Consider the following 23,592-nt stretch of genomic DNA (forward strand, 5'->3'; position numbering starts at 1 on the left):
ATAGTTCGCATATACGAACTTGATTCGCGTTGGTGAACATTTGCTTCTAGAGTAAACTGTTTCTCTCAGAAAAACAATCCCTTTTGGGGAAAAAGAATTCATAAAAAAATTTTCGGGAAAGCGGTTGATATTTTCTGAAGGCCTGATCTATAATGAGGGCATCGTTCGGTGATGTGAAATAAGTTCACATATGCGAACTTCGACGTCGAAGAATTTGAAGGAGATAACATGGACAATATTCGCATGAATAAATCTGCGGAGCGTGTAGCAGATTTACTCGTTTTATTTGCCAAGAGTGGTGCTCCGTTAACACTGAATGAAATATGCAAACAGATGAACATGCCCAAGAGCAGCGGGTTTGAACTCGTGCAGACGTTGCTGCACAAAGGGTTTATTGAAATGGACGATGCACGTCTCAAGACATATCGCCTGGGTATTGCAGTATTTGAGACAGGTATGGCTTATTTGTCCAATATGGGAGTTCCCCATATGGCCCGGCCTTTGCTTCAGGAATTGAATCGTCAGACAGGCAGTACGGCCTTTCTTGGCATTGAAGACAAGGGAAGGATTGTATATCTGGACAAAGCGGAGAGTTATTCCGTGATGCGTCCAACGGCCAAGCTGGGCTCTCGCCGGTATATGCATACTACCGGACTGGGTAAGGCGTTGCTCGCAGCTCTTCCAACCAGCAAAGTGCTGGAGATTTTGGGAGAAGGCGAGATTCCTTCGCGCACATCCTACTCCAAAGTGACGGTTCCCGATATTTTGCAGGACATGCAGGAGATTCGTGAGCGCGGTTACTCTATCGATGACCGTGAGGATCATCTGGAGATGTACTGCATCGGGTCTGCTGTCTATGATCAGTGGGACGAGCCGGTGGCTGCAATCAGTGTAGCTAGTATGTATTCCGGCATGACCCCGGAACGTGAGGCTAGCATTGTAAAGCTGGTTAAAGAAGCCGCATGGAAGCTCTCAGGTCAGCTGGGCTACAGCGGTGATCGTTTGTATCCGCAAAGACAAGAGTAGGGCGATGTGGAGAGAGGTTATTCTATCATCGGAGTGAATTGTGTAAAGTCTTTAGTTCAATTTATATAGACATATGAGTTAAGGGGGATACAGATATGTGGCGTAAGCTGGAGAACTTGAACACCATTGCCGAAACCGGCATTGTACTGATTATTCGATCAGAAAGTGAAGAAGAGGCACTATCCGTTGCAGAAGCTGCAATTGCAGGAGGAATCCGGGCGCTTGAAATCACGATGAGTGTACCGGGAGCGCTTGATGTTATCAAGGTTTTATCACGTAAATATGCTTCCCAAGGCATTCTGATCGGTGCAGGTACAATTCTCGATGGGGAAACGGCGCGAGCTGCTATACTGGCTGGAGCAGAGATGCTGGTGAGTCCTCAACTCAACCCTGATATGATCAAGGTGGCTAACCGTTACCAGGCCGTAACCGTTAGTGGGGCGTTCACTGCCAAGGAGATCGTAGAGACACTTGAAGCGGGAGCGGATATCGTGAAGCTGTTCCCGGCAGAAGCTGTAGGGCCACAGTATGTAAAAGCGATGTCTGCGCCTTTGCCTCAAGCTGCGATTGCGCCTACGGGTGGAGTTACGCCGCAAAATGTGCATGAGTGGCTTACAGCTGGCTGTGTTGGCGTTGGTGTCGGCAGTTATATCACCAAAGCAGCCAAGGATTCCGGTGATTATGGACGAGTAACAAAGGCTGCCGAAGAGTTTCTGCAGGCGGTAGCTGCTGCGCGTTAATTAACCCAAGAAGATCAGATAACCCGTGCGCGTGTAAACGAAGTTCACAGCGACCAGGGCTTTGCACTACGCTGGTCGTTGTGAGTATGCAGGGGGACGAAGGGCTGGAGCTTGTTGGGACAGCAGCAGAGATATAAAGCGCTTTTACCCAGTTATGAAAACGTATACTTCATTGAAATCTTCCCCTTACTGGGGGAAGAGCAGGGCTTGCTCAAACTTTTAATTTCCATATTTATTCATTATATATAATTTGAGTAATTTAATATTTATGTATGTTGAGGAGAGTGACTTCCATGGCAACATTAAAACCATCGCCATCCCCTGCTTCGGTACCTCAAGCACCGAAAGTAGGTTTGAGATGGGGCATCATTTTACTATTGCTCCTGGGTGCAGTTGTGAATTATTTGGACAGATCCAATCTAAGCATTGCAAATACAACGATAGCAGCAGAATTCGGGCTGTCGTCCACACAGATGGGTTTGCTGTTATCCGCTTTTTTATGGCCTTATGCATTGGCTAATCTACCAGCTGGCTGGCTCGTGGACAAATTTGGACCTAAAAAGATGTTTACTTGGGCGTCTGGACTGTGGTCTGTCGCAACCATACTCAGTGCGTTTACCAATACGTATTCCCTGTTATACGCGATGCGGATGCTGCTTGGTGTATCGGAGTCTCCCTTTTTCACTTCGGGTTTGAAGGTTACCGAGCGCTGGTTTGCCAAGAGTGAGCGGGGACTGCCGACCTCGATCATTAACACGGGTTCACAGATTGCAAATGCCATCGCACCACCGCTTTTGACGGTTCTAATGTTAACGATGACGTGGAGAGGTATGTTTATTTTTGTGGGTGTCATTGGTCTGATTATTATGCTGATCTGGCTTAAAGTGTATCGTGATCCGACATTTGCCGAAAAACAGCTGATCAAAGGGCCGGTGGCTGCAGCTGAACAGAGCACAGATATGGAAAAAGAAAAAACTGCTGATGCTCCGAAAGCAAACTGGGGTTCATTGTTCAAACACAAAAGCACCTGGTTTATGATCATCGGAAACTTCGGTATTATGTTTACGATCTGGGTATACCTGACATGGCTTCCAAGCTATCTGGAGAAGGAGCAGGGCTTTACGCTGAAGGAAACGGGCTGGATTGCCTCGATTCCGTTTGTAGCCGGAATTATCGGCGTACTGTTGGGCGGGTTAATCTCGGACTTTTTCATTCGAAAAGGGGTAAATGCAGTCACCTCACGTAAGGTTCCTATCGTTGGTGGAGCTATTCTGGCCGCAGCGTCGGTAGCGCCTATCCCATTCATCGACAGTACGGTTGTGAGTATCGTTTTATTGTCTGTTGGTTACTTTGCTTCGCAACTACCATCAGGTGTCATATGGACACTGGCTGCAGATATTGCTCCGGGTGAACAAGTAGCCTCCTTGGGTGCAATACAGAACTTTGGCGGATTCTTGGGTGCTGCGCTTGCTCCTGTTGTAACCGGATACATTCTCGATACGACAGGCAGCTTTAATAATGTGTTTTTGCTGGGCGCAGGTTTGCTGCTTCTGGGCGCTTTGTCGTACGGCGTATTTTTGAAAAACCCCATCCCTAAACCGACGCATTGAGTCGATTAACGAAAATGACATTCTATAATTACCTTCCATAGTATATTTGGATCGTTTTTAGATATCTCCACGCTGCTTTTATTAATAAGCATCAGCATCTTCTGGCATCTGTGATATCACAGACCTGGAGTGCTGGTGTTTTTTATGTTTTATATGTAGATCCTCAGAAATGCATCAGATGGAAAGTTATCATGAAAACCTCAATTTTTGCCATAAGTATAGTAAAATATAGGAAAACATCTTATGACAACCAATGGAGGAAGTCCATGAAGGAATTTAAGGATCGGCTTAGGCAGGTTCAGGAGCAGCAGAGGCAACTCGCCAAGGACTATCAGGCCTTACTGCAGGAGTATCAGTCCGATGACCTTACGGTTCGCAATGAACAGTTGCTGGAACAGACGGAAGCGCAACAGCTCAAGCTGCAACAACTGGAACGTCGTGCACGCCAGATGGAAGAGGAAAATGCGCGTCTTCGCATGGCGTTGTCCGAGCAGATGCTGGACGAGAAGCTGAATCTGATCCGGGTATCCCGGGAGAAGATGGAGACCTATTTTCAAGGGAAAACAGCAGTACATAATGACCATATCAGCGAATTAGAGCATCGCACCAAATCTAATCTGAATACTCTCTTCAATCAGGCTTCCCAGCATCTGCAAGAGGATGCGGCTGAGATGAAGGAACAGATTGCCTATCTGGCAACCGAGGTGAATGCGCGGATCGAATCGCACAAGCAGGCAGTATGGGAGAGAGCCGAGGCTGTGCGCGGACAGATGCAGCATAGTTATGACCAGATGGCAGAGGAGGAACTGAGTGAGGAAACGATCCAGCGCCGAATCAAGCAGAACCGGATGGAGATGCGCATTGGACTAAGCTGGATTAACAAAGTAGCCATCCTGCTCATTATTTTGGGGGTAGGAGCAGCCTTCCGATATTCTTATTCAACATGGTTTAGCGATGAGATGAAGGGTGCGGGTTTCTTTCTGCTTGGTGTACTGATGCTCGCAGGTGGGGAATGGCTGTTCCGCCGGAAAAAGAAAACATTTGCAATGGGATTGCTAGGCGGAGGAATCTCCGTGCTGTTCGGTTCGATCTTCTACAGTTACTTTCTGCTTCAGATCATCGGGTTATATACAGGTCTCGGTCTATCCGTTCTGGTGTCGGCCGTGTCCGTGTTGTTGTCGTTGCGGTATCAGTCCAAGACGATCTGTTCCTTTGGTCTTGTGGGTGGATATTTGCCTTTCTTCTCGTACCTTTTTACGTTTGGGCTGGAAGGCACAGCGGTCTATACCGCAATGATCTATCTGTTGTTGCTGAACGGCATCATTGTGTTTATTTCCTTTGGGCAGCGTTGGCCGGTGGTGCACTATATCAGTTTCCTGTTCCACGCGCCGTCCATGCTGATTCTGCTGTGGCTGTCGCCAAGTGAACAGGTGGGTATGCTGTATTCTGTGGTGACTTTTGCTCTGTATCTGGGTATTACGCTTGCGTATCCGTTTAAACATCGGGTGAAGCTGACCTGGTGGGATTTTGCTTTGTTAGCGATGAATACAAGCTTGAGTTGTCTTGTTTTATATGTATTGCTTGATGCGGCGGGCTGGAATGATGCGCAGGGCTTGCTTGCTGTTATTTTTGCACTCGTCTATCTCGGACTTGCGAGGTTCGTTCAGCGTTATATGGCGCTGGAGAAGCAGACAATTCTACTGTTCTATCTTACGTCGCTCACCTTTACCATTCTGTTTGTTCCGTTCCAGTTTGGTTCGAGATGGCTGTCGATGGGCTGGCTGATCGAAGGAGTGCTGCTCGTTACGTTTGGACATTTCAGAAAGTTCAAGGCGGTGGAACGTGCGGGTTGGGGCATTGTGCTCCTATGTATTACAATCTTTGTGCAGTATGATTTGTTATCGTTATTCTTTGTGGGGGAACAATCGTATTTCATGTTAAAATACTCCAGCCTTACGCTGGGCACCCTGCTCATTACGCTTTATTATGCTTGGGCACTGCGCGGAAATGCCTCCGAAGGAATGGGAAGAAGCTTCAACTACGCCCCATGGGAGCGCGGTTTCCTGGAAGGTTTCAGGTACGTGACCCTTGTGAATGTATGGTTATACGTGCTCTATGAATCGAACGAACTGTATGTCAGGGCTGTTGATGAAACGTTCGTCTTGTACATGTTCTACAAGATGCTTATGTTTGCTGCGCTGACGATTGCTTTGGCGTATGGACTGGGCAAAGTGAAATGGCTTCGTGACCCGTTCCTGCGTGGGTATACACTCTTCTTGCATGCGGTTGGATGCTGTATTGCACTGGCTGTCACTTTGACAATGCCTGCATTGCAGCCAGGTGTGGAACAGCATACGGCGGCCGAGATTGTCGGACTGATTGTCCTGATTATTTTCAACGTAGGTGTGTTCTTCGCTGGGCGTGACCTGCTCATTGCAAGCATCCGTGGTCAGTTCAAAAGTGTGGAGTGGTATCCTGTTATTGCAGGGACCTATCTGCTCGGCGTCATAACGGTGTTTCTGACCATTCAATTCCAGTGGGGCGATGTCGGGCTGATGTTTAGCCTGATCTATCTGATGCTGGCGATTCTCTATATTGCGTACGGATTCCGTCGAAAATACGTCATGATTCGGCGTCTCGGTCTGGGCCTGACGCTGTTCGCCACGGGCAAGATGGTGTTCTACGATGTCAGTCTCCTGACCGCAGGCAGCAAAATCTTTGCATATTTCAGTTTTGGTGTGTTGCTGTTGGGTATTTCGTATCTGTATCAGAAGGTGTCCAGCCGGATGGAGGAGATACAGGCGAAGGAGAGCGCGGCGAAGGTCGAAGAAACAGATGATTAACAGAATTGATGCAGGCGTATAACCAGTGTTGTTGTACTAATCATGTTAGAAAACGCTGTGCTTGCTACGTTGCATACTTCGTTGAACGTTGTCAAAGGACTCTGGAATGGAAGTGATTTCAGAGTCCTTTTTAGTGCAATAAGAGCTATGGGATGGCTTCGTAAAGCTCAGTCATGAGGTCTGCCAGTTCACCTTGAGGCTCAATTGGCTGATGGTTCATATGGGTAGGTGTCATATAAAATATGACGTTTTCTTGTTTAAACATGGTCACATGAAACAGAACCCCTGTTGTGTCTTCTGCATCTGGATGCTGAACAATATTTACATGTCGAATCTTTTCAATCCAGTCATGAATCAACTGAAGATTGGTTGTCCTTTTTGTAGAACCGTCACTGCCACTCATGATTTCAATTGAATCTACTTCCGTAATGTTATCCGGATAGAATGACCCCAGCTCTCGTGGAGTTTTATTTAATTCCGCTGGATTGGGCCGATCCGAGCTTTGACAACTGCTAAGGATCAAAGCAGCAAAAAGAGCACATGTGATTGCGTGAATGGTATTTCTTTTCACTGTAATTCCTCCCCTTATATCGTGGAACGTAAGACGTGCTGCAAATGTTACGCATCGATGACATTCGTGAAACGTTTTGCACAGGAGTCGCGTTTATAATAGAGTAGCTGCCACATTTAAGGTTGATTGTTCATACGAAGCCAGGAGATTTCGGAGGCTGATGTCCCTTTTGGTGATACACCGCCATCGTCACTCACGCGTGACAGCACGGTTAGGGTGATCGATAAAGCGAAGGCAAGCAGTACGTATATCAAAATGGTTTTTTTCTTCATGGGAAATACCTCTCTTGTTGAATAAGCTAAAGCGTCCGTCAGGGCGTTATGAGAAAAAAAGCACAACGTCTGGTATAGTAATAGAATGAGTAATGAGTGTTTAAGTCTGTTTAAGTCTATGGTGTTCCTGTATATCACTATATGAAATGGCAGGCATGCAAACAATGGAACAAATCTGATGAATTTATCAGTACTAGAATGAAAAGATAGAGATCGAGTGACATTAAAGGTGGGGAATAACATGCGGGAGACGGCAAAAATCGTCATTCGTACGCCGGGACAGGAGAGCGATGGTTCATTCGCCTATGTGAGCCAGGGGCGCTCGATTACGGTGGGGCGTTACACAGGTGTCAGTGAACTGGACTTGTCCATCTATAATCAGATGATATCGAAGCGGCATTGCCGCATTCATTATGACACGAAAGAACAGCTCTGGATCGAGGATCTGGATAGTAAAAATGGAACCGAACTTAACGGGCAGCGCCTTGTCCCATATGAGAAATATCCGTTTGGCGAAGGGGACAGCCTGACACTGGTCAACGGTTTGATTCACCTTCGAGTGGAAGGCGATCTCGGGGAGACGAGAGAATACCGTATATCGGACTTGCTCGGTGAAGGTGTGCGTTTACAGGATCATTTGCAGACAGTGCAGGTGAACGAGGATGAGATTCCCTTATCGAAAAAGGAGTATCAACTGTTCAAACTGCTGTACAGTGAACTGGATCATTTTGTCACGAGGGAGCAGATCATTGCTCAGGTGTGGCCAGAACGAAGTATGCTGGAGAGTGATCCGGTGGGTATCGATGAGATTAACTCGCTCATCTACCGCACGAATCGCAAGCTGGGTATTCATTTTACGATTAAATCCGTGTACAAAAAAGGGGTATACATGAAATCTCATGTCGGGGAAACTGGCGAATAGTTGCATCATATCCTCTAGACAGAAATACCAAGTAACAACGATCATGCCTTTTATAAGAATATGGACAAAGGGAAGCTTTTGCGCGGTCATAGACCGCCGAAGCTTCCCTTTGTTATGATGAGATCATGATGATTATTCAATTATTTCCATGGCTTATCGCCGTGTTAACTTTGATTGCCGTTATATGGATTGTAATCGTAAGCTGGAAAAATGGAATTTCGCCCATGCCGACATCCCGCCCGGTCAGACAAGTGGTTATACAGGAGGTTAATCGTATATCGGGTTATGCAGATATTATGGAAGCGGGTTCGGGATGGGGAACGCTGGGCATGGATGTAGTGAAATATTGTCCTGGCAAAAGACTGACCGGCATCGAAAACTCACTCATCCCACTGTGGACTTCTCAATGGTTAACATGGCTGAGTATATTGCTCCGCCGGGCGGGAGGACAACAGCATTCGTTGAAGGGGCGCCTGCGCTTCACCCGAGGCAACATCTACACATGCTCCTATGCGCATGCGGACTGTGTGATCTGTTATCTATTTCCCGGTGCAATGAATCGGCTCGTGGACAAGTTCCAACGGGAACTGCCGCCGGGGGCGAAGGTCATTAGCGTCTGCTTTGCATTGCCGGGCAAGGAGCCACTGCGTACCATCACCTGCCGCGATGCACTGCGAACGAAGGTGTATGTGTATGCTTTTTGAGAGTGGGACAGGTGGGTATTTTCAAAAATCGACCATGTGAGGTTGTACTATCGCTACAGCTTAATGAGTATGTACAGCTAGTTTGGACGGTTGACCCAATTCGGGATATGATGGGCAAAGTATTGTCCTACCTTGGTTAGCTCTTTCATCACGGGAGCAATTTTCATATCATCAAGATACCAGTTATCTTTGGTAATCCCACTGTTATCGGTTACAGGTTTCACATAGAAAGTCGTCTCGTTAAAAACAGTCTGATACGTCAGTAAGGCACGGCGTGCATGGACCGATTTATACACTAATATTGCCTTAGCCGGATTGATCCCTTTTTTATGAAGAATATGCTTCGGAAATGTTGAGTTTTCAAAGGTGTTCGTGGCCTGATCTTCACGCAAAATGGTTCCCCACGAATCTAGATTTCGCCTTGACTAATTCTAACGATCCCCAGAGACGCTATTTGGCTGGATTCAGCTATTATAAAAATCTAACGATCCCCAGTGACGCTATTTCGGTAGAAAAGCTATATTTTGGCTGTTTTTTGGCATATTTCCTGGAAATAAGCTCCGTGGTGATCGTTAGAATCTGAAAAGGGTGTTTTCCTGCAAAATAAGGTTCCTAGTGATCGTTAGAATTTAATTTCTGACGTGAAACCTGAGCTTTCGATGCTTTCGATACCCTGATTTCATCCTTGAGCCATATAGTGAATCACGCGGCTTGGTTTCCATACCCGATTGAAGTTGTTCTCAGCTGTTGCCCAATTAAGTATGTTCCTTTATCCAAGAATGTAACTTATCTGCGTAAAAAGAACGCTCCTCCAGTGTCATAGTTAATTGGAAACCAGCTAAGCAACCTTTAGAATATATATCCATATTTGCGTTAAGATGACAGGGTTCTGTTAGATGACTTATTTTCCTATGGGAAAAACAAGCAAAGTCCGGCTCTGATTTCAACTTGATTGTGAAATCAGAGCCGGACTTTTTAATTTACTGAGGTCAGGCAATGGCAACTGCCATCTATTCAAACAGCTTATTGAATTTGGTTACTTTGCCGAATCCGTAGTTCCTGTAGTTCCAGTTGTGCTTGTCGTACCCATTGTATCCGTAGATGTACCGGACTGCGAACGATTTCTCCCACCGCCGAATCCGCCTTGTCCATTGCCGCCACCGAAACCACCCATGCCGGAGCGGGCTGTCGTTACGCCTGATTCATTCACCCAGGTCACATTGCTTGTGGATTGGAAGGCAACGATTTGGGTTCCGCCGCTATAGGTACCGCCAGTATAGAGCCCGTCCACCGCTTTGCCTGTCGATGTTCCGCCAGAGAAGATGACATAAGATCCATCTTTTGCGAGATCAGGTGAGCTAACGACTACGTTTTGGTAATCTTTAGCTGGTGCAAACGTCAGGATATTGTTGCCTTTGCTATCCTGAACATGAACCAGTGTTCCGGCTTTTTGTGTCTCAGGGAAGGTCATCACGATTGTATTTTGCGTTGAAGCATCGGAAGTGCCTTGCGCCATGCCAGAGCTTCCCGCCGCAACAAGATATCCGCCGCTGATTACAAACGTTCCGTCATAATCCAGTGCCCCGTTCCCATTATTCGTTGGGCCATTCACGATAACCGTTCCGCCCGTCATTGTGATGGAACCATTGGCATCGAGGCCGTCACCACCAGCATTTACGGTAAGAGTTCCGCCGTTGATGTGAAGTTCGTTATTGCCTGATGATTCACCTGGCATACCGCCAGGGCCGCGGTTCTGCTGACTTGCATCTGTATCTTGTACCGAGTGATTTGACGTGGATGTGGTACCCGTCGTTCCAGTGGAGTTAGCAGAGTTTGTGTCAGTATCTGTATCTACTGATTTGTTTGTGTCGATAACAGAACTGCTGTTATTTGTATCTTTTCCCGATGTAGTTGCTGTTGTGCTACTTGTTGTTGCCTCATCGCCAGCGGCATTCACCCCATCATCTGATGCTGTTACGTCCACTTCCCCGTCATTCAAGGTGATAATTGCCCCTTCGAGTCCTTCATAACTTTTCACAATCTTGATGGTTCCACCGTTAATAGTCAGCGCCTGATCGGCATGAATACCGTCATCCCCGGACTGAATGTTGAAAGTCCCATCGTTTACTGTCACATTGCTATTGCTGTGCAAGGAATCATCCATAGAATCAATTGTGTATGTTCCGCCATTGACGGTGAGATTGGTTCCTGCTTTAAGCGCTTTGGCGCTTATAGACTCTTCCTCTGTAGTCGTCGTTGCATTCGTACTCTTACCTGTACCTGCTTGTGTACCTGTGTTCGAGCCATTGCTATTTGGCATCGCTGGCATGTCGGCAGGCGGTTCACCATCTGGTGGTGTGCCCATATCGGTTGGAGGCGTTCCGCCATTCATTGCACCATCACCACCGAATCCACCACGGCCTCCGCCGAATCCACCGCCGCCGGGACCTTCTTCGACCTTGGCAGGTGCATTCGCACTGCCGCCAGCCGTCACGATGTTATACGTACCGCCATCGGTGACAAGTGCGGTTTCCGCCTGAATGCCATCGCTGCCGCTCTGAATGTTGAAGGTGCCGTCTGCAATTGCGACAAACCCTTTGCTGGCATCTGTATCATTGGTTGACTTAATGCCGTCACCCGCTGCATCAACCGTAATGGTACCTGACTGAATGGCAACCATATCTTTGCCTTTGATGCCGTCGTCAGCTGCCTTGACGTTAATGGAACCGCTGATGATTTTCAGATCATCTTTGCTTGTGATCCCTTCATTATAGTTGCCTGTGACGGTCAACTGACCTGCACCGTTAAACGTAAGATCGGCTTTGCTAAAGATGGCCGCATCCGGCTCATCGGTGCTGCTGTCGGCATATACGTATGTTTTACCATCAGAAACGGCGTTTTGGGTTCCTTTTTCAAGCGTGATTACCGCTTTTCCTGCCTTTTGAATATAGATTCCTGCACTGTCATTGTCATGAATGGTTGCGCCGTTTAACACTAGATGTACCACGCCTTTATCAGCGACGTTGACCACAATTTGGCCGTTGGTTAGCTCACCGCTCAACACATAAGTGCCTGCTTCGGAGATAGTAACCGAACCGCTCGCTGCCTTCGCACCGGACCCGGTTACGGTTGCTGTCGTACCGTTCAGCTTAATCATGGTCGATTCCGCTTCAGTCCAGCTGACATTTGTATCATCGGCATCGAGTGAGACCAGATCAGCATACTTCACGGACGTAGACTCGCTGAAGGATACGATTTTGGTTGTTCCAGTTGTGGAGACGGCTGCATTTGCTGTGCTGCTTGTCGTTGCTGGAGCACTGCATGCTGCGAGCAAGCTGGTAATCATGGCGATGGACCACAGTTTGCTGCCTGTAATCATGTTTTTACGTTTCTGAGAATTGTTCTTCTTCATATATATCGTTCCTCTCCAAATCATAATGGGTCAATCGAATAAGCGAGCAAGCGAATCTTCCAAATTTAATATTCTGTCGTTGGACTCATCGTTAACGAGATATCCAGGTTGCCGTTCCGTGTACGGATGGCATCCAGAAATTGCTTCTGATTCACGCTCTCGTGAATCGTGACGTTGTAAACCAGTTCATACAGACTACCCAGTTCGGTCGTTCTGATTTTTTTCAGATCAAATGGGACTTTAAAGGTATGGAATACTTCGTTCAGCGCTTCTTCATAGCTCAAATTCTCAGGAATGGTAACCTTGAGTGTCTTCTGCGTACTCTTCTTCCCGCCAAAGTTAAATCGGTTCAGTACAAACATCAGCACACACAGAATAACGGTGAACAGAACAGCGTAACCAAAAGCCCCCACACCACAAGCCAGACCGGATGCCATCGTGAACAAAACGTAAGCAATGTCTTTCGGATCACCAGGTGCGCTGCGGAAACGAATGATGGAGAAGGCTCCCGCCAAGCTGAATGCCCGGGCGATATTGCTGCCGATCAACAGAATAATAATCGCAACGATCACGGGAAGCACAACCATCGTCAGCGTAAAGCTTTGTGAGTAAGTGGCTTGATTGGTTTTCATATAGGTAAAACTGATGATAAGTCCTAGAAGGATGGCAAGTCCGATCGTGATGACAGCACTGCTGAAACTCAAGGTTGAATCGTCTAGGGCGGAGCTGAAAAGGGTATCAAGCATATAATACACGCTCTCTTTCTCGAATTAATTTTTCTTGTGAAGCAGCCGCGGTCGCATCATTAGGATTGAAATCGGTACCTGGGATAAGCCCGCGTTCCGTCTGATAATTCAGATTGGTGGTTCTCACCAGATATCTGTATTCATTGCCGTATTTGGAAAATCCAGTTCGGTACAACCTGTGCTCCGACAGCAATTGGGAGAGCCACATCGGAACGGTTTTTTCGGCTTTGACTTCCATGAGCCAGCGCCCGTCCTTCACGAGCGGTTCACCGTAATCACCTTGTTCCAACTTCAGATCATATCTACGGCTGCGAATGTTAGTGTCAAAGGTAATGCGAAGATCGCGGCTGTTCTTGTCAAACAATGCTTTGCGTTCGTATGCCAGATAAACTTTAGGTTCGAGATCGTAGAGCCTGAGAAAATATTTGATCTCTTCCAGCACCTGCGGGTTCATGTAGTCGGCCAGCTCTGGCGCTAGTCCCGAGCGAACAAAATCATAAGCTTCGTCCAGCTTCAGCGCCGTTCGGCGTTTGTTGACGAGGCCGAACACTTTCTTTTTGATCTCCAGATATACTTTTGCATTCTCTTCGGGTATTCCATAGGCACGTAAGCGCAGCTTTTCTTTGTATTTCGGTTTGGAAAGACTCGCTCGAATCAGAGAATCCTGCGGTGTGTCGAAGTACAGATTACTGATGGAGTAAAACTCATGTGTTTTGTTGTAGGCATCCAGTTCCATGTAATGTAACAGATCGCTGTAAAAATGCTGGTATTGCTCATCGGTCAACAGGTACTTGCTCTCATATCGGTTGAATACTTCAATCGCCATGATGGTTCAGTCCTTTCGGGTATGGATAAGTTGGTGTATGTTTTGATTATGTTTGGTTTGTTGTGTGTTGCTGCCCTGTCTGTATCTTAACGAAGCAACCTTGAATGAATCTTAAATGGTTTTACATTGCGTTAACATTTCTTTGCCTTCATCTATATCGTGCGGGTGTTCCAATTATTAAGGTTGATTCAAGGTTTAATTGATAGAATAAGGACATACAAACCATCGTGAGCAGAGGATGAATAGAGGATGAGAATTTTAATAGCGGAAGATGAGGTTCATCTGGCAGAGGCCGTATCGCAGATTTTGAAAAAAAACAACTACTCCGTGGACATGGTCCACGACGGCAGATCCGGACTGGATTATGCGCAGAGCGGCATCTACGACCTGTTACTGCTGGACATTATGATGCCGGAAATGGATGGCATCAAAGTGCTTCAAACGCTGCGCAGCGAGGGGAATCATACGCCGGTTATTTTGCTGACAGCCAAAGGAGAACTGTCGGATAAAGTATCCGGCCTCGATTACGGTGCCGATGATTATATTGCGAAGCCTTTTGCCACGGAAGAATTGCTTGCCCGGATTCGGGCAGCCTTGAGACGTAAAGGGGAATTGATCCCTGAGGATGGATTAAAGTTTGGTGATATCGAACTGAATACCACGCAGTTGAAGCTGAGTGCACAGGGCAAGGAGATCAAATTAAATCTAAAGGAGAACGAGTTGCTGGAACTGCTGATCACCCGCAAACAAGCGATCACCTCCAAAGAGCAGATCATCGAGAAATTATGGGGATTCGACTCGGATGTCGAGTATAACAACGTGGAGGTTTATATTTCTTTCTTACGCAAAAAACTAATCTTCCTGAATTCGGCTGTTCGCATTAATACGATTCGGGGCGTAGGATACGTACTTGAGGTGACGAGCTGATGTTTAACAAACTCCGTAACCGGTTCCTGATTGTCAATCTGGTGTCGATCTCGATTATGATGCTGGTGGCCTTTGTAACGATCTACACCATTACGTACCAGAATGTGCAACGCGAAACGAATATGGAGCTGTACAAGGTGTCCGATTTCTACCATAGCCCCTTTGGTTTGGGTGCTCAACAGTCACGAGTTGAAGGGCAAAGTGAGGGAGCGGGAGCAGGAACAGGAACGGGAACGAACTCGGGGTCGGGAGTAACAACGGATACAGGTTCTACTTCAAGTTCTAGTTCAGGTACTGGCTCCGATGCTGACGAAGGAGCGAATTCAGGATCGGCAACTGTACCCTCTTCTCCGGGTAGGGGCGGGGGCAACAACGGCATGAACGGTGGGAACTTTGGTGGGTATCGAGGACCGGGTGGAGATCCCAGTGCACCTCCTGCCCGGTCGGTTTCTTTTATGATCCAGACCGATAACGAGTGGAAGATAACCGACACCCATTCGCGGTTTGATATGGAGGACTCTTTTTACACACAAGCGCTACAAAAAGTAGACCAGGAGAAAACCGGCCAAGGTGACAGTAATCGGTGGACTGGACAATTCGCACTGGATGGCACGGACTGGGCCTATGTGGCTGATCCAAGTGGAGACGGACATATGATTGTTTTCATGGACGTGACCGCGCAACAGGGGATCCTGACCAATTTGATTTACACATTCACCGTGGTTGGGCTGATTATGTTGATCGTCATCTACTTCCTAAGTCGTTATTTTGCTAACCGTTCTATTGCACCTGTGCGTGAAGCGTTTGAGAAACAGAAACAGTTTATCGCCGATGCCTCCCATGAGTTGAAGACACCGCTAGCCATCATTCATACGAATACGGATGTGTTGCTGGCGAACCACGAGGAGACCATTGAAAGCCAGGCCAAATGGCTTCACTATATCAAATCAGAAACCGAGCGGATGTCTGGACTAACGAATGATCTGCTGTATCTGACTCAGATGGACGACTCGCGTTCCACCCTCATCCACACCAAGTTTAATATGAGTGATGCGGTGGAAAGTATTATTTTGCCAATGGAAGCCGTGATTTTCGAAAAAAATATTACCCTCGATTACAGCATTGATCCTGATCTGATGGTTCACGGAAACCCGGAGCAGATCAAGCAGGTTGTTCTGATCTTGCTTGATAACGCCGTGAAATATTCTGGGCCAAAAGGGGCTGTGAACATTAAACTCCAGAAGCAGAATCACGATGTCATGCTGACCATCTCCAATACAGGGGAGGGGATCGCGCCGGAGCATTTGGAACGGATCTTTGACCGTTTCTATCGCACGGATGCATCCCGAGCACGCAAACACGGCGGGCATGGCCTGGGTCTGGCAATTGCCAAGTCTATTGTAGAGCAACATAAGGGAGAGATTTACGCCAAAAGTGTTGTGGGCGAGGGGGCGACATTTTACGTGAGGTTATCGTAAAAGGGCATAGGGTGGACTGCTGTTAAGAAGGCCAAGTCTACGATGATGTGCGGCGGGAGTATCGGCTAAGCTCATTTTCAGAGGCTTGGGCATAACTTCCGCCCGTAATGGGATAACCTATGCTACAATGACAGCAAGAAGGATAACCGAGGAGATGAACTATTGTGGCAGACAACAACGAAATTAATGAGCAGGAAATGATGCAATATATCGCAGACAAAACAAAGGCGAGCAAGACAAATATCGAACTCGTATTAAAGCATGAGCAAGCCTACATCAACAAGGCGCATGAGAATGCCAAAGGCAAAGACGTCGATATCGACGGTGACGATCTGGCTGACTACATTTTAAGCCGTAAAGATGTGAAACTCGACGAACTGACTGTAGAAAGTATTTTGGATGCGGAAATGGATTATTTGATGGACAAGGGTCACGCGGGATACGTGGATTAAAAATTCTAACGATCACCAGCGACGCTATTTAGGTGTTTTCGGATGTTTTTAAATCTAACGATCAGGAGAGACGTTATTTTCGGAGTAGAAGGTCATTTTTGTTGAAAATAGGGTGTTTTTACTGACATAAGGTTCCTGGTTATCGTTAGATTAGGAAATGTGCCGAAATGGCCGAAATAAGGTTTCTGGTGATCGTTAGCGTAGTGAATTAGCACCGGATGAGAGCGCAGCTATTGCATATAAGAAAAAGACCTCAACTTCACACAACGGGGATTCCCCTAATGGTGGTGTCGAGGTCTTTTAGCATCAAACAAGCGGTGTGGAAGTAAAAAACTTTGGGCTTGGCCTGATGTCAGTAAAATTTCGCTACACGCTACTCTCTACAAACTATAGGGCATCTCGCCCGAGGACATCGCGTAGAGTACGCACCCGTAGGTTCTACTATACGTCCGCCCATGTGCCAATGATGTTGGTGTTACCAACCATCAATTACCTATTATTGTCCCATCATACCGCCATCTACGGTGTAAAGGGATGCTGTAACGTAGGATGAGTCTTCGGACAGCAGGAAATTCATCACAGCTGCAACTTCTTCCGGTTCACCGTAACGGCCCATTGGAATGGCGGATACTGTAGCGGATTGGTAATCTTCCACGTTGCCGGAGTTAGCTTCGATCTGGCGCATCATACGTGTGTTGATTGTACCTGGCAATACGGCGTTAACACGAATGTTGAAAGGTGCCAGTTCGTTAGCAGCGGTACGTGTGAGACCAACAACGGCATGTTTGGACATAATATATGGAGATACCGCCGGAGCGCCCATCAGACCAGCAAGGGAAGAGGTATTCAGAATCGCACCGGATTTTTGTTTTTTCATCACAGGAATGACGTTTTGCAGACCCAGGAATACCCCGCGAATATTTACGTTGTATACCGTGTCGAGTGCTTCAACGCTGAGGTCTTCGATCAGACCTGTAGGCCCTTCAATACCAGCATTATTGGCAAAATAATCGATACGTCCAAAGGCATCCAGTGCTTTTTGCACATAATTTTTAACATCTGCTTCATCGGATACGTTGGCTTTGACCGCAATGACATGCTCTTGATCGAGATTCAATTCAGCAATCGTTTTGGCAATCGCTTCTTCGTTCAAATCAACCAATACCAGATTAATTTTACGTTCAGCCAGGCGACGTGCAAGCTCTTTACCAATACCTCCGGCAGCTCCTGTAATTACAGCGGTTTGTGTGTAGGATGTACTCATGATTGAATCGTCTCCTTATAATATATAATGGGCAGGTAATCTTCCAAAGCTGAAAACCTGTCGTTTTTAGCTCCTGTCTTAATGTTAAGATATACATAAACATGTGACAATAATCATTGACAGCGTAAATGTCAGCTATTGAACACAGATGTAAGCGTTGTTCATTTAGGTTACAATAATGGACAAAGGAGGCGGAATTGTTGATTATCGAACATCCTCAGGATCGGAGAGCACGAAGAACGCAGGATGCAATCATCGCTGCGGCGGTGTCTTTAATATTGGAGAAGGGGGCCGATGCCCTCACCATACGAGATATCACGGAACGGGCGGATTATAATCGGGGGACTTTTTATTTGCATTTTCCCGGAAAACCGGAGCTGCTGCAATTCCTTCTGGAAGATTTCCTGCAAGGATTAGGACAGGCTTACGCCGTGCCTTATGCTAATCTTACAGAAGTGGATATGACCGGACTGTTACCGTCGACTATGCCTGTGTTTGAATATATTGAAAACCATCAGGATCAATTCAAGGCTTTGATGACGATGCATGGGGATATGGCGCTCAGGATCAACAATGTGTTCCGAAATTACCTTACTCAGGACTTCATTTTGGTGACTGAAGATAGTGAGCAAGTGATCAATTATGACATCATGTTAAGTTATCTCGTATCAGCAACCGTGGGGGTTATTATGCATTGGGCAGAAACAGGGTTCAAATACTCCGCTCATTACATGGGGGAACAGCTGACAGCTCTCATTAACATCAAACCGACCCGTCTGCTGATTGAACCAGGACAGAAGGGCCGGACAATGAATGAGCGAATGCTGCTGGACTAATACATGCAAATACATGCTAATGCTGTGTGAATGCCTTCCGCTACGGGGGCTTACGTACAACTGAAGGTTAGCCCGTCATTGAAGCAGATGCAGCGCGCTGCATCTGGAGCAGTTGTTCGCGAATAAGGACAGACTCTCCAACCATAATTAAAGCTGGATTACAGATACGATGCCTATCTGCTAATGTCTGCAGTTCGGCAAGTGTGCCTGTAACAATTCGTTCTTCGCTTGTCGTTCCGCGCTCAATTAGTGCTGCTGGCGTATGCCCCGCTTTGCCATGACGAAGCAACTCTTGCTGAATCTGTGACAACTGGCTTATCCCCATGTAAATTACAAGTGTATCTACGCTATGGGCAAGCAGGTCCCAGCGAACAGAGGATACAGTTCCATCACTGCCAGTTCCCGTTACGCAGGCAAAAGAAGAAGCGACCCCGCGATGGGTTAGTGGAATGAGCGAAGAAGCGGAGGTGCCAACAGCCGAAGTGATGCCTGGAATAATCTCATACGGGATACCGGATTCCGCCAGCATCAGCGCTTCCTCACCGCCACGGCCGAAGATGAACGGGTCACCACCTTTAAGCCTGACAACGTGTTTGCCTTCTGCTGCATGAGAAGCCAGCATACGTCCAATCATTTCCTGGCTCATGGAGTGAAGCCCAGGAGCTTTGCCACAGTAAATGCGGAGAGCGCCATCCCGCGCCTCAGCAATTAATTCATCTGTGACAAGTCGGTCATACATAATGACATCAGCGGACTGAATACGTTTCAGGGCTTTGACTGTAATCAGTTCGGGATCACCAGGGCCGGCACCAATGATACTTACCAACCCCCGGCTCATGACCGTGTTCCTATAATTGACTTCTGCAGGTTTAACAAAATCCATCGTGCACCCCTCCTTCTGTCAGCATTGCCTTGTCAAGCCAACCATTTAGTTAACCTGCAATCGTAATATAGATATCCCCGCTATCTCCGTCCACTTCTGTTTTGTATGTGTTCAAGCAACCATCGTCCGGTTCGTGTACTTTGCCGCTTCGCAGATCAATCTTCCAGTCATGCAGCGGGCAGTGAACGGCTGTGCCGCAGACCATGCCCTCCGATAGCTTGCCGCCCTTGTGAGGGCAGCGATTCTCTACGGCATGTAGGCTGCCGTCACTCAGTTTGAAAACGGCAATTTCGGTATCCTCGACCAGAAAGGTACGAGCTCCTTTTTCATCAATGTCGGCCAGATGCCCAATTCGAAATTTACTCATCGCTGATCCTCCTCTTCTAGTGAGCTACCGGTTCTGCACCGGACAGTGGGGTGAAGTTTTTACGCAATTTCTCATCTTCAATAATCTCTTTCCAAGGATCTACCGTGTGACCCAATGTCACTTCCAGACGTTCCACCAGTGCGAGACGTACATCGCGGTCCGCCAGAGCCTCCTTCACATGATCCAGACCTACCCGTTCAATCCACGCCGCTGTTCTCTCATTCCATCTTGCGTTCTCTCTATAGTATTGCAGGTAAGCGTAAGTCCACTCTTCGACTTCAGCATCCGTTTTCACCGTGCATAACAGCTCGGCTGCGCGAACCTTCACACCGCCGTTGCCGCCGACATGAAGCTCCCAGGCTCCATCAATGGCTACGACACCGAGGTCCTTGATGGTAGCTTCCGCGCAGTTCCGCGGGCATCCGGAGACTGCCAGTTTTACTTTCGCTGGAGCGACCATCTTGTCGAGTTTTTTCTCCAGGCGAATGCCCATTTCGATCGAATCCTGTGTACCGAAACGGCAGAACGTATTACCGACACATGTTTTTACTGTACGTAATGCTTTGCCGTAACCGAAGCCGGAAGGCATATCGAGCTCTTCCCAAATCTTCGGCAGATTTTCCTTCTGTACGCCAAGCAAATCGAGTCGTTGTCCACCTGTGAATTTGACCATCGGCACATCATATTTCTCTGCAACTGTTGCGATCTTGATCAGTTCTGCCGGGGATGTTACACCACCGTAAATCCGCGGAATAACTGAATAGGTGCCGTCCTTCTGGATATTGGCATGGTAACGTTCATTCGTGAATTTGGATACCCGCTCATCCTCATATTCCGTAGGCCAGATCATGCCAAGGTAGTAGTTAAGGGAAGGGCGACATTTGGAGCAGCCTTCTGGCTCATCCCAGCCCAGTACGTTCATGACTTCTTTGACGGTTTTCAGGCCCATCTCCTTGATTTGTGCTACAATTTCATCCCGGTCATACGAAGTACAGCCGCAAATACCTTCTTTGGTTTGCTCGCCTACGTTGTCCCCTGCATAATAGGTGAGCAATGACTCCACGATTGGTTTACATCCTCCACAGGAAGCAGAAGCTTTCGTACAGGATTTGATAGCACCGACGGTGTTACATCCTTTATTGAGAACAGCATCGCCGATGGCAGCTTTCGTTACACCGTTACAGCCACAGATGATCTCATCATCCGGCATGGCAGCCATGCGTTCTGCTACAGACGGGCCGGATCCGGAACCGCCAGAAGGCGCGCCGAGCAGAATTTCTTTTTCACGGCCGCTGATGTCCTCACCGCTCTTAATTAAGGAAAAGAGAGATGCGCCATCGGTCGTATCACCAAACAACACTGCTCCGACGAGCTTGCCGTCTTTGATCACCATTTTTTTGTATACACCGTCTACATCATCCTGGATGCGAATGCTGCGTGTGTCCGGTGAGTCCTTGAATTGTCCGGCAGAGAATACGTCGACTCCCGAAACCTTCAGCTTGGTTGAAGTGACCGATCCTTCGTATCCTTCGGTTGCTGCACCAGCGAGCCGTTTGGCAAGAACCATACCTTGTTCATATAACGGAGCTACGAGTCCATAGGCAATACCGCGATGTTCCGCACATTCTCCTACAGCAGAGATTCCAGGGATACTGGTATGCATATAGTCATCCACGATGACCCCGCGATTAACGTCCAGGCCGCTGTTTCGCGCCAGTTCAATCTGCGGGCGAATACCGACCGCCATCACGACGAGGTCTGCCTCAAGCACCGTTTGATCGGTGAATCGAAGGGCCTTAACGCGGCCTTTGCCTGTAATCTCTTCGGTATGTTTGTTCAAAAGGAACTTCATGCCTTGCTCCTCAAGCTCTCGCTGAAGCATTAATCCAGCAGGTAGATCCAGATTTCGATCCATCAGATGTCCGTTAATATGAATGACGGTCACGTCCATGCCCAGATTTAATAGTCCGCGGGCAGCTTCCAGACCGAGCAATCCGCCGCCGATCACTGCGGCCTTACGATATTTCTGGGATGCTTGCATCATCGTTTCACAGTCTTTAATATCACGGAAACCGATGACCCCTTCTTTATTCGCGCCTGGGAGAGGCAGAATGAATGCCTGTGAACCTGTCGCCATAATCAGCTCATCATAGGATGCGTGAACTCCATTCTGAGATACAACTTCCTTGCGTACCGTATCAATCTGCACGACAGGGTCACCCGGATAGACATGGATACCGTTATCTTCATACCAGCTCCAGTCGTTAATCACGATATCTTCAATGGATGTTCCGCCTGCGAGAACGGAAGATAGCATGATTCGGTTGTAGTTTGGATGCGGCTCTGCGCCAAAGACGGTAATGTCATACGCATGTGGTGCGAGTTTCACAATATGCTCAATTGTACGAATTCCCGCCATACCATTGCCGACCAGCACCAGTTTTTTCGTTGTACTCATTGTGGTTAGCCCCCTCAGATCCATTTCTGTATTCTGTGTACTACACTGCCTTCGCCTGTTCTTAAAAATCGAAAAAGCCTGTCATGCCTCGGAGGACTGCGCATATACATACGCATCCCTTATCTCCGAATTTGCAAAACAGGCTTCATTGCCGTTTCAACCAGCTACGCCGTTGTAACTGTGAGTGATCCTTCAGTTATAGAGTTCTTATGGGTTAACTATAAAATAATGATCTATTCGTGTCAATATAGTTAACATAAAAAAGTATTTGAAATTTGAAGTTAATTATGTTTACATGAGTTTAAAGAAAATCTGAATCGGAAACGGAGAATATGGCTCTAAATAATAAAAATAAGAAAAAAACTCCATTTTATGCTTCTGAAACGTTATATAATGTAGGAAATATGCCATGGTGAACACAGTGAATCCATGATTTGTTCCACTTTAACCCGTTGAGATTAGACCGAGGATCAAGTTGTATCTCGCGGCGCCTCGCATGAATACTTCAGAGTACCCTGAGATTTTGAAATATAGATGTTTATTTCTTGTTTTTTGTCAGGTAACATGACATTATATCGCTTTCGTGTGTTAATGTATTAAAAGCGAGCACGGGGTCTGTATATCAATATAAGGAGGGATTGATCCATCATGCGATCCATATTGGTCATCCGAGTACAACCCATTCCGGCCGGCTCGTCCGAAGCAATCCCTCTGACACCAGAGAAGTTGCTGGGAGCGGTTGGTTATCATGTGCAGGTCTCGGACAGTGAGGATGAAGTGATGAAGCTTGCTCGTGAAGTCGATGCCTCCATCCTGCATTTGTCTCTTGCGGACGTGGCTTATTGGGTAAAGCGGCTGGTTGAGGAGAAGTCGGATACTCCGCTTCTCTGGTGGTGTGCTCCAGATACAGCATCTTCCTCTGCCCATGACTGCGAGGTTGACACCTCGTTTGATGGCATCATTACACCGTCCATGGCTGGGCCGGAAATTCACTGGACGCTGCACTTTGCTGCGCGGCGTTATATGGAACGCAAGCAATGGGATCAGGAGCGGAAGCAACTGCAATCCAGACTGGAAGATCGGAAATGGATTGATATGGCGAAGGCGATCTTATGTGATTTAAAGCAGATCTCCGAATCGGAAGCCTATGATTTGTTACGCAAAAAAGCGATGGATGAACGCAAACGGATGGTCGATGTAGCTACAGCGATTGTGAAAGCACATCAACTGCTCCAGTCATAATTGGGAGGAGGAT

21 protein-coding genes are annotated in these 23,592 nt (G+C 47.3%); 11 read left to right on the forward strand and 10 right to left on the reverse strand.

Annotation, left to right across the window (positions count from 1 at the left end):
• Positions 1–228 precede the first annotated feature (228 nt).
• The 4 genes from ABIE27_RS05350 (at position 229) to ABIE27_RS05365 (ending at position 6,219) form a co-directional block, all read left to right on the forward strand.
• Positions 229–1,026 carry an IclR family transcriptional regulator gene (locus ABIE27_RS05350; protein ID WP_123063970.1) on the forward strand — a complete coding sequence of 266 codons (798 nt, stop codon included), beginning with the start codon at positions 229–231 and terminating at the stop codon, positions 1,024–1,026.
• Positions 1,027–1,121: 95 nt separating this feature from the next.
• Entirely contained in the window at positions 1,122–1,766 is a 645-nt protein-coding gene (locus ABIE27_RS05355; RefSeq protein ID WP_123063971.1) for a bifunctional 2-keto-4-hydroxyglutarate aldolase/2-keto-3-deoxy-6-phosphogluconate aldolase, read from the forward strand.
• A 293-nt stretch (positions 1,767–2,059) separates the two neighbouring features.
• Positions 2,060–3,376, forward strand: a complete 1,317-nt coding sequence (locus tag ABIE27_RS05360) for an MFS transporter (protein ID WP_123063972.1) — start codon at positions 2,060–2,062, stop codon at positions 3,374–3,376.
• 266 nt (positions 3,377–3,642) lie between these two features.
• Positions 3,643–6,219 (forward strand): DUF2339 domain-containing protein, encoded by a 2,577-nt coding sequence (locus ABIE27_RS05365; RefSeq protein ID WP_429350058.1) that lies wholly within the window; start codon positions 3,643–3,645, stop codon positions 6,217–6,219.
• A 145-nt stretch (positions 6,220–6,364) separates the two neighbouring features.
• On the opposite strand, the gene ABIE27_RS05370 is transcribed toward ABIE27_RS05365, so the two are convergent.
• Positions 6,365–6,790 carry a hypothetical protein gene (locus tag ABIE27_RS05370; RefSeq protein ID WP_123063974.1) on the reverse strand — a complete coding sequence of 142 codons (426 nt, stop codon included), beginning with the start codon at positions 6,788–6,790 and terminating at the stop codon, positions 6,365–6,367.
• Positions 6,791–6,906: 116 nt separating this feature from the next.
• On the reverse strand, positions 6,907–7,062 hold the full coding sequence (locus ABIE27_RS05375) for a hypothetical protein (RefSeq protein ID WP_429350059.1): 156 nt from the start codon (positions 7,060–7,062) through the stop codon (positions 6,907–6,909).
• Positions 7,063–7,303: 241 nt separating this feature from the next.
• On the opposite strand from ABIE27_RS05375, the gene ABIE27_RS05380 reads away from it, so the two are divergent.
• On the forward strand, positions 7,304–7,984 hold the full coding sequence (locus tag ABIE27_RS05380) for an FHA domain-containing protein (protein ID WP_123063975.1): 681 nt from the start codon (positions 7,304–7,306) through the stop codon (positions 7,982–7,984).
• 128 nt (positions 7,985–8,112) lie between these two features.
• Positions 8,113–8,688, forward strand: a complete 576-nt coding sequence (locus ABIE27_RS05385; RefSeq protein ID WP_429350060.1) for a class I SAM-dependent methyltransferase — start codon at positions 8,113–8,115, stop codon at positions 8,686–8,688.
• A gap of 77 nt (positions 8,689–8,765) precedes the next feature.
• On the opposite strand, the gene ABIE27_RS05390 is transcribed toward ABIE27_RS05385, so the two are convergent.
• The 4 genes from ABIE27_RS05390 to ABIE27_RS05405 form a co-directional block, all read right to left on the reverse strand.
• Positions 8,766–9,080 (reverse strand): ElyC/SanA/YdcF family protein, encoded by a 315-nt coding sequence (locus ABIE27_RS05390; protein WP_240036757.1) that lies wholly within the window; start codon positions 9,078–9,080, stop codon positions 8,766–8,768.
• Positions 9,081–9,724: 644 nt separating this feature from the next.
• Positions 9,725–12,100 (reverse strand): carbohydrate-binding domain-containing protein, encoded by a 2,376-nt coding sequence (locus ABIE27_RS05395; RefSeq protein WP_429350061.1) that lies wholly within the window; start codon positions 12,098–12,100, stop codon positions 9,725–9,727.
• A gap of 65 nt (positions 12,101–12,165) precedes the next feature.
• Positions 12,166–12,846, reverse strand: a complete 681-nt coding sequence (locus tag ABIE27_RS05400; protein WP_123063979.1) for a DUF4956 domain-containing protein — start codon at positions 12,844–12,846, stop codon at positions 12,166–12,168.
• The gene (locus tag ABIE27_RS05405; protein WP_429350062.1) at positions 12,839–13,672 is read right to left on the reverse strand and encodes a polyphosphate polymerase domain-containing protein; all 834 of its coding nucleotides are present in this window, start codon (positions 13,670–13,672) and stop codon (positions 12,839–12,841) included. The genes ABIE27_RS05400 and ABIE27_RS05405 overlap by 8 nt, the downstream gene beginning before the upstream one ends.
• A gap of 249 nt (positions 13,673–13,921) precedes the next feature.
• Here ABIE27_RS05405 and ABIE27_RS05410 point away from each other — a divergent pair, with 249 nt between their 5' ends.
• The 3 genes from ABIE27_RS05410 to ABIE27_RS05420 all read left to right on the forward strand — a co-directional run bounded on the left by ABIE27_RS05410 (position 13,922) and on the right by ABIE27_RS05420 (position 16,529).
• On the forward strand, positions 13,922–14,599 hold the full coding sequence (locus ABIE27_RS05410; RefSeq protein ID WP_429350063.1) for a response regulator transcription factor: 678 nt from the start codon (positions 13,922–13,924) through the stop codon (positions 14,597–14,599).
• On the forward strand, positions 14,599–16,077 hold the full coding sequence (locus tag ABIE27_RS05415) for a sensor histidine kinase (RefSeq protein WP_429350064.1): 1,479 nt from the start codon (positions 14,599–14,601) through the stop codon (positions 16,075–16,077). Before ABIE27_RS05410 ends, ABIE27_RS05415 begins: the two co-directional genes overlap by 1 nt.
• Positions 16,078–16,274: 197 nt before the next feature.
• Positions 16,275–16,529 carry a hypothetical protein gene (locus tag ABIE27_RS05420; protein WP_123064172.1) on the forward strand — a complete coding sequence of 85 codons (255 nt, stop codon included), beginning with the start codon at positions 16,275–16,277 and terminating at the stop codon, positions 16,527–16,529.
• Positions 16,530–17,025: 496 nt separating this feature from the next.
• Here the strand turns inward: ABIE27_RS05420 and ABIE27_RS05425 are convergent, their stop codons facing one another.
• The gene (locus ABIE27_RS05425; RefSeq protein WP_429350065.1) at positions 17,026–17,793 is read right to left on the reverse strand and encodes an SDR family NAD(P)-dependent oxidoreductase; all 768 of its coding nucleotides are present in this window, start codon (positions 17,791–17,793) and stop codon (positions 17,026–17,028) included.
• 200 nt (positions 17,794–17,993) lie between these two features.
• Here ABIE27_RS05425 and ABIE27_RS05430 point away from each other — a divergent pair, with 200 nt between their 5' ends.
• Positions 17,994–18,629: a TetR/AcrR family transcriptional regulator gene (locus tag ABIE27_RS05430; RefSeq protein WP_161556900.1), complete on the forward strand. Its 636-nt coding sequence runs from the start codon at positions 17,994–17,996 to the stop codon at positions 18,627–18,629.
• A gap of 67 nt (positions 18,630–18,696) precedes the next feature.
• On the opposite strand, the gene cobA is transcribed toward ABIE27_RS05430, so the two are convergent.
• The 3 genes from cobA to nirB are packed head-to-tail and all read right to left on the reverse strand — an operon-like array spanning position 18,697 to position 22,337.
• Complete coding sequence (gene cobA, locus ABIE27_RS05435) at positions 18,697–19,512, reverse strand: uroporphyrinogen-III C-methyltransferase (protein ID WP_240036758.1); 816 nt, start codon at positions 19,510–19,512, stop codon at positions 18,697–18,699.
• Between the two features lie 49 nt (positions 19,513–19,561).
• Positions 19,562–19,879, reverse strand: a complete 318-nt coding sequence (gene nirD, locus ABIE27_RS05440) for a nitrite reductase small subunit NirD (protein ID WP_123063985.1) — start codon at positions 19,877–19,879, stop codon at positions 19,562–19,564.
• A 16-nt stretch (positions 19,880–19,895) separates the two neighbouring features.
• Complete coding sequence (gene nirB, locus ABIE27_RS05445; RefSeq protein WP_123063986.1) at positions 19,896–22,337, reverse strand: nitrite reductase large subunit NirB; 2,442 nt, start codon at positions 22,335–22,337, stop codon at positions 19,896–19,898.
• Between the two features lie 648 nt (positions 22,338–22,985).
• Here nirB and ABIE27_RS05450 point away from each other — a divergent pair.
• Positions 22,986–23,579, forward strand: coding sequence for an ANTAR domain-containing response regulator (locus ABIE27_RS05450; protein ID WP_123063987.1), 594 nt, complete (start codon positions 22,986–22,988; stop codon positions 23,577–23,579).
• The last annotated feature ends 13 nt before the right edge of the window (positions 23,580–23,592 follow it).

Origin of the sequence: Paenibacillus sp. 4624, assembly GCF_050435065.1 — a bacterium.
In the GTDB taxonomy this organism is placed as follows: domain Bacteria; phylum Bacillota; class Bacilli; order Paenibacillales; family Paenibacillaceae; genus Paenibacillus; species Paenibacillus amylolyticus_D.

What these genes read in the sequence shown, in the direction of transcription:
- ABIE27_RS05350 (WP_123063970.1), top strand. Translation starts at nt 229, where the DNA reads ATGGACAATATTCGCATGAATAAATCTGCGGAGCGTGTAGCAGATTTA.
- ABIE27_RS05355 (WP_123063971.1), top strand. Translation starts at nt 1,122, where the DNA reads ATGTGGCGTAAGCTGGAGAACTTGAACACCATTGCCGAAACCGGCATT.
- ABIE27_RS05360 (WP_123063972.1), top strand. Translation starts at nt 2,060, where the DNA reads ATGGCAACATTAAAACCATCGCCATCCCCTGCTTCGGTACCTCAAGCA.
- ABIE27_RS05365 (WP_429350058.1), top strand. Translation starts at nt 3,643, where the DNA reads ATGAAGGAATTTAAGGATCGGCTTAGGCAGGTTCAGGAGCAGCAGAGG.
- ABIE27_RS05375 (WP_429350059.1), bottom strand. Translation starts at nt 7,062, where the DNA reads ATGAAGAAAAAAACCATTTTGATATACGTACTGCTTGCCTTCGCTTTA.
- ABIE27_RS05380 (WP_123063975.1), top strand. Translation starts at nt 7,304, where the DNA reads ATGCGGGAGACGGCAAAAATCGTCATTCGTACGCCGGGACAGGAGAGC.
- ABIE27_RS05385 (WP_429350060.1), top strand. Translation starts at nt 8,113, where the DNA reads ATGATTATTCAATTATTTCCATGGCTTATCGCCGTGTTAACTTTGATT.
- ABIE27_RS05395 (WP_429350061.1), bottom strand. Translation starts at nt 12,100, where the DNA reads ATGAAGAAGAACAATTCTCAGAAACGTAAAAACATGATTACAGGCAGC.
- ABIE27_RS05400 (WP_123063979.1), bottom strand. Translation starts at nt 12,846, where the DNA reads ATGCTTGATACCCTTTTCAGCTCCGCCCTAGACGATTCAACCTTGAGT.
- ABIE27_RS05405 (WP_429350062.1), bottom strand. Translation starts at nt 13,672, where the DNA reads ATGGCGATTGAAGTATTCAACCGATATGAGAGCAAGTACCTGTTGACC.
- ABIE27_RS05410 (WP_429350063.1), top strand. Translation starts at nt 13,922, where the DNA reads ATGAGAATTTTAATAGCGGAAGATGAGGTTCATCTGGCAGAGGCCGTA.
- ABIE27_RS05415 (WP_429350064.1), top strand. Translation starts at nt 14,599, where the DNA reads ATGTTTAACAAACTCCGTAACCGGTTCCTGATTGTCAATCTGGTGTCG.
- ABIE27_RS05420 (WP_123064172.1), top strand. Translation starts at nt 16,275, where the DNA reads ATGATGCAATATATCGCAGACAAAACAAAGGCGAGCAAGACAAATATC.
- ABIE27_RS05425 (WP_429350065.1), bottom strand. Translation starts at nt 17,793, where the DNA reads ATGAGTACATCCTACACACAAACCGCTGTAATTACAGGAGCTGCCGGA.
- cobA (WP_240036758.1), bottom strand. Translation starts at nt 19,512, where the DNA reads ATGGATTTTGTTAAACCTGCAGAAGTCAATTATAGGAACACGGTCATG.
- nirD (WP_123063985.1), bottom strand. Translation starts at nt 19,879, where the DNA reads ATGAGTAAATTTCGAATTGGGCATCTGGCCGACATTGATGAAAAAGGA.
- nirB (WP_123063986.1), bottom strand. Translation starts at nt 22,337, where the DNA reads ATGAGTACAACGAAAAAACTGGTGCTGGTCGGCAATGGTATGGCGGGA.
- ABIE27_RS05450 (WP_123063987.1), top strand. Translation starts at nt 22,986, where the DNA reads ATGCGATCCATATTGGTCATCCGAGTACAACCCATTCCGGCCGGCTCG.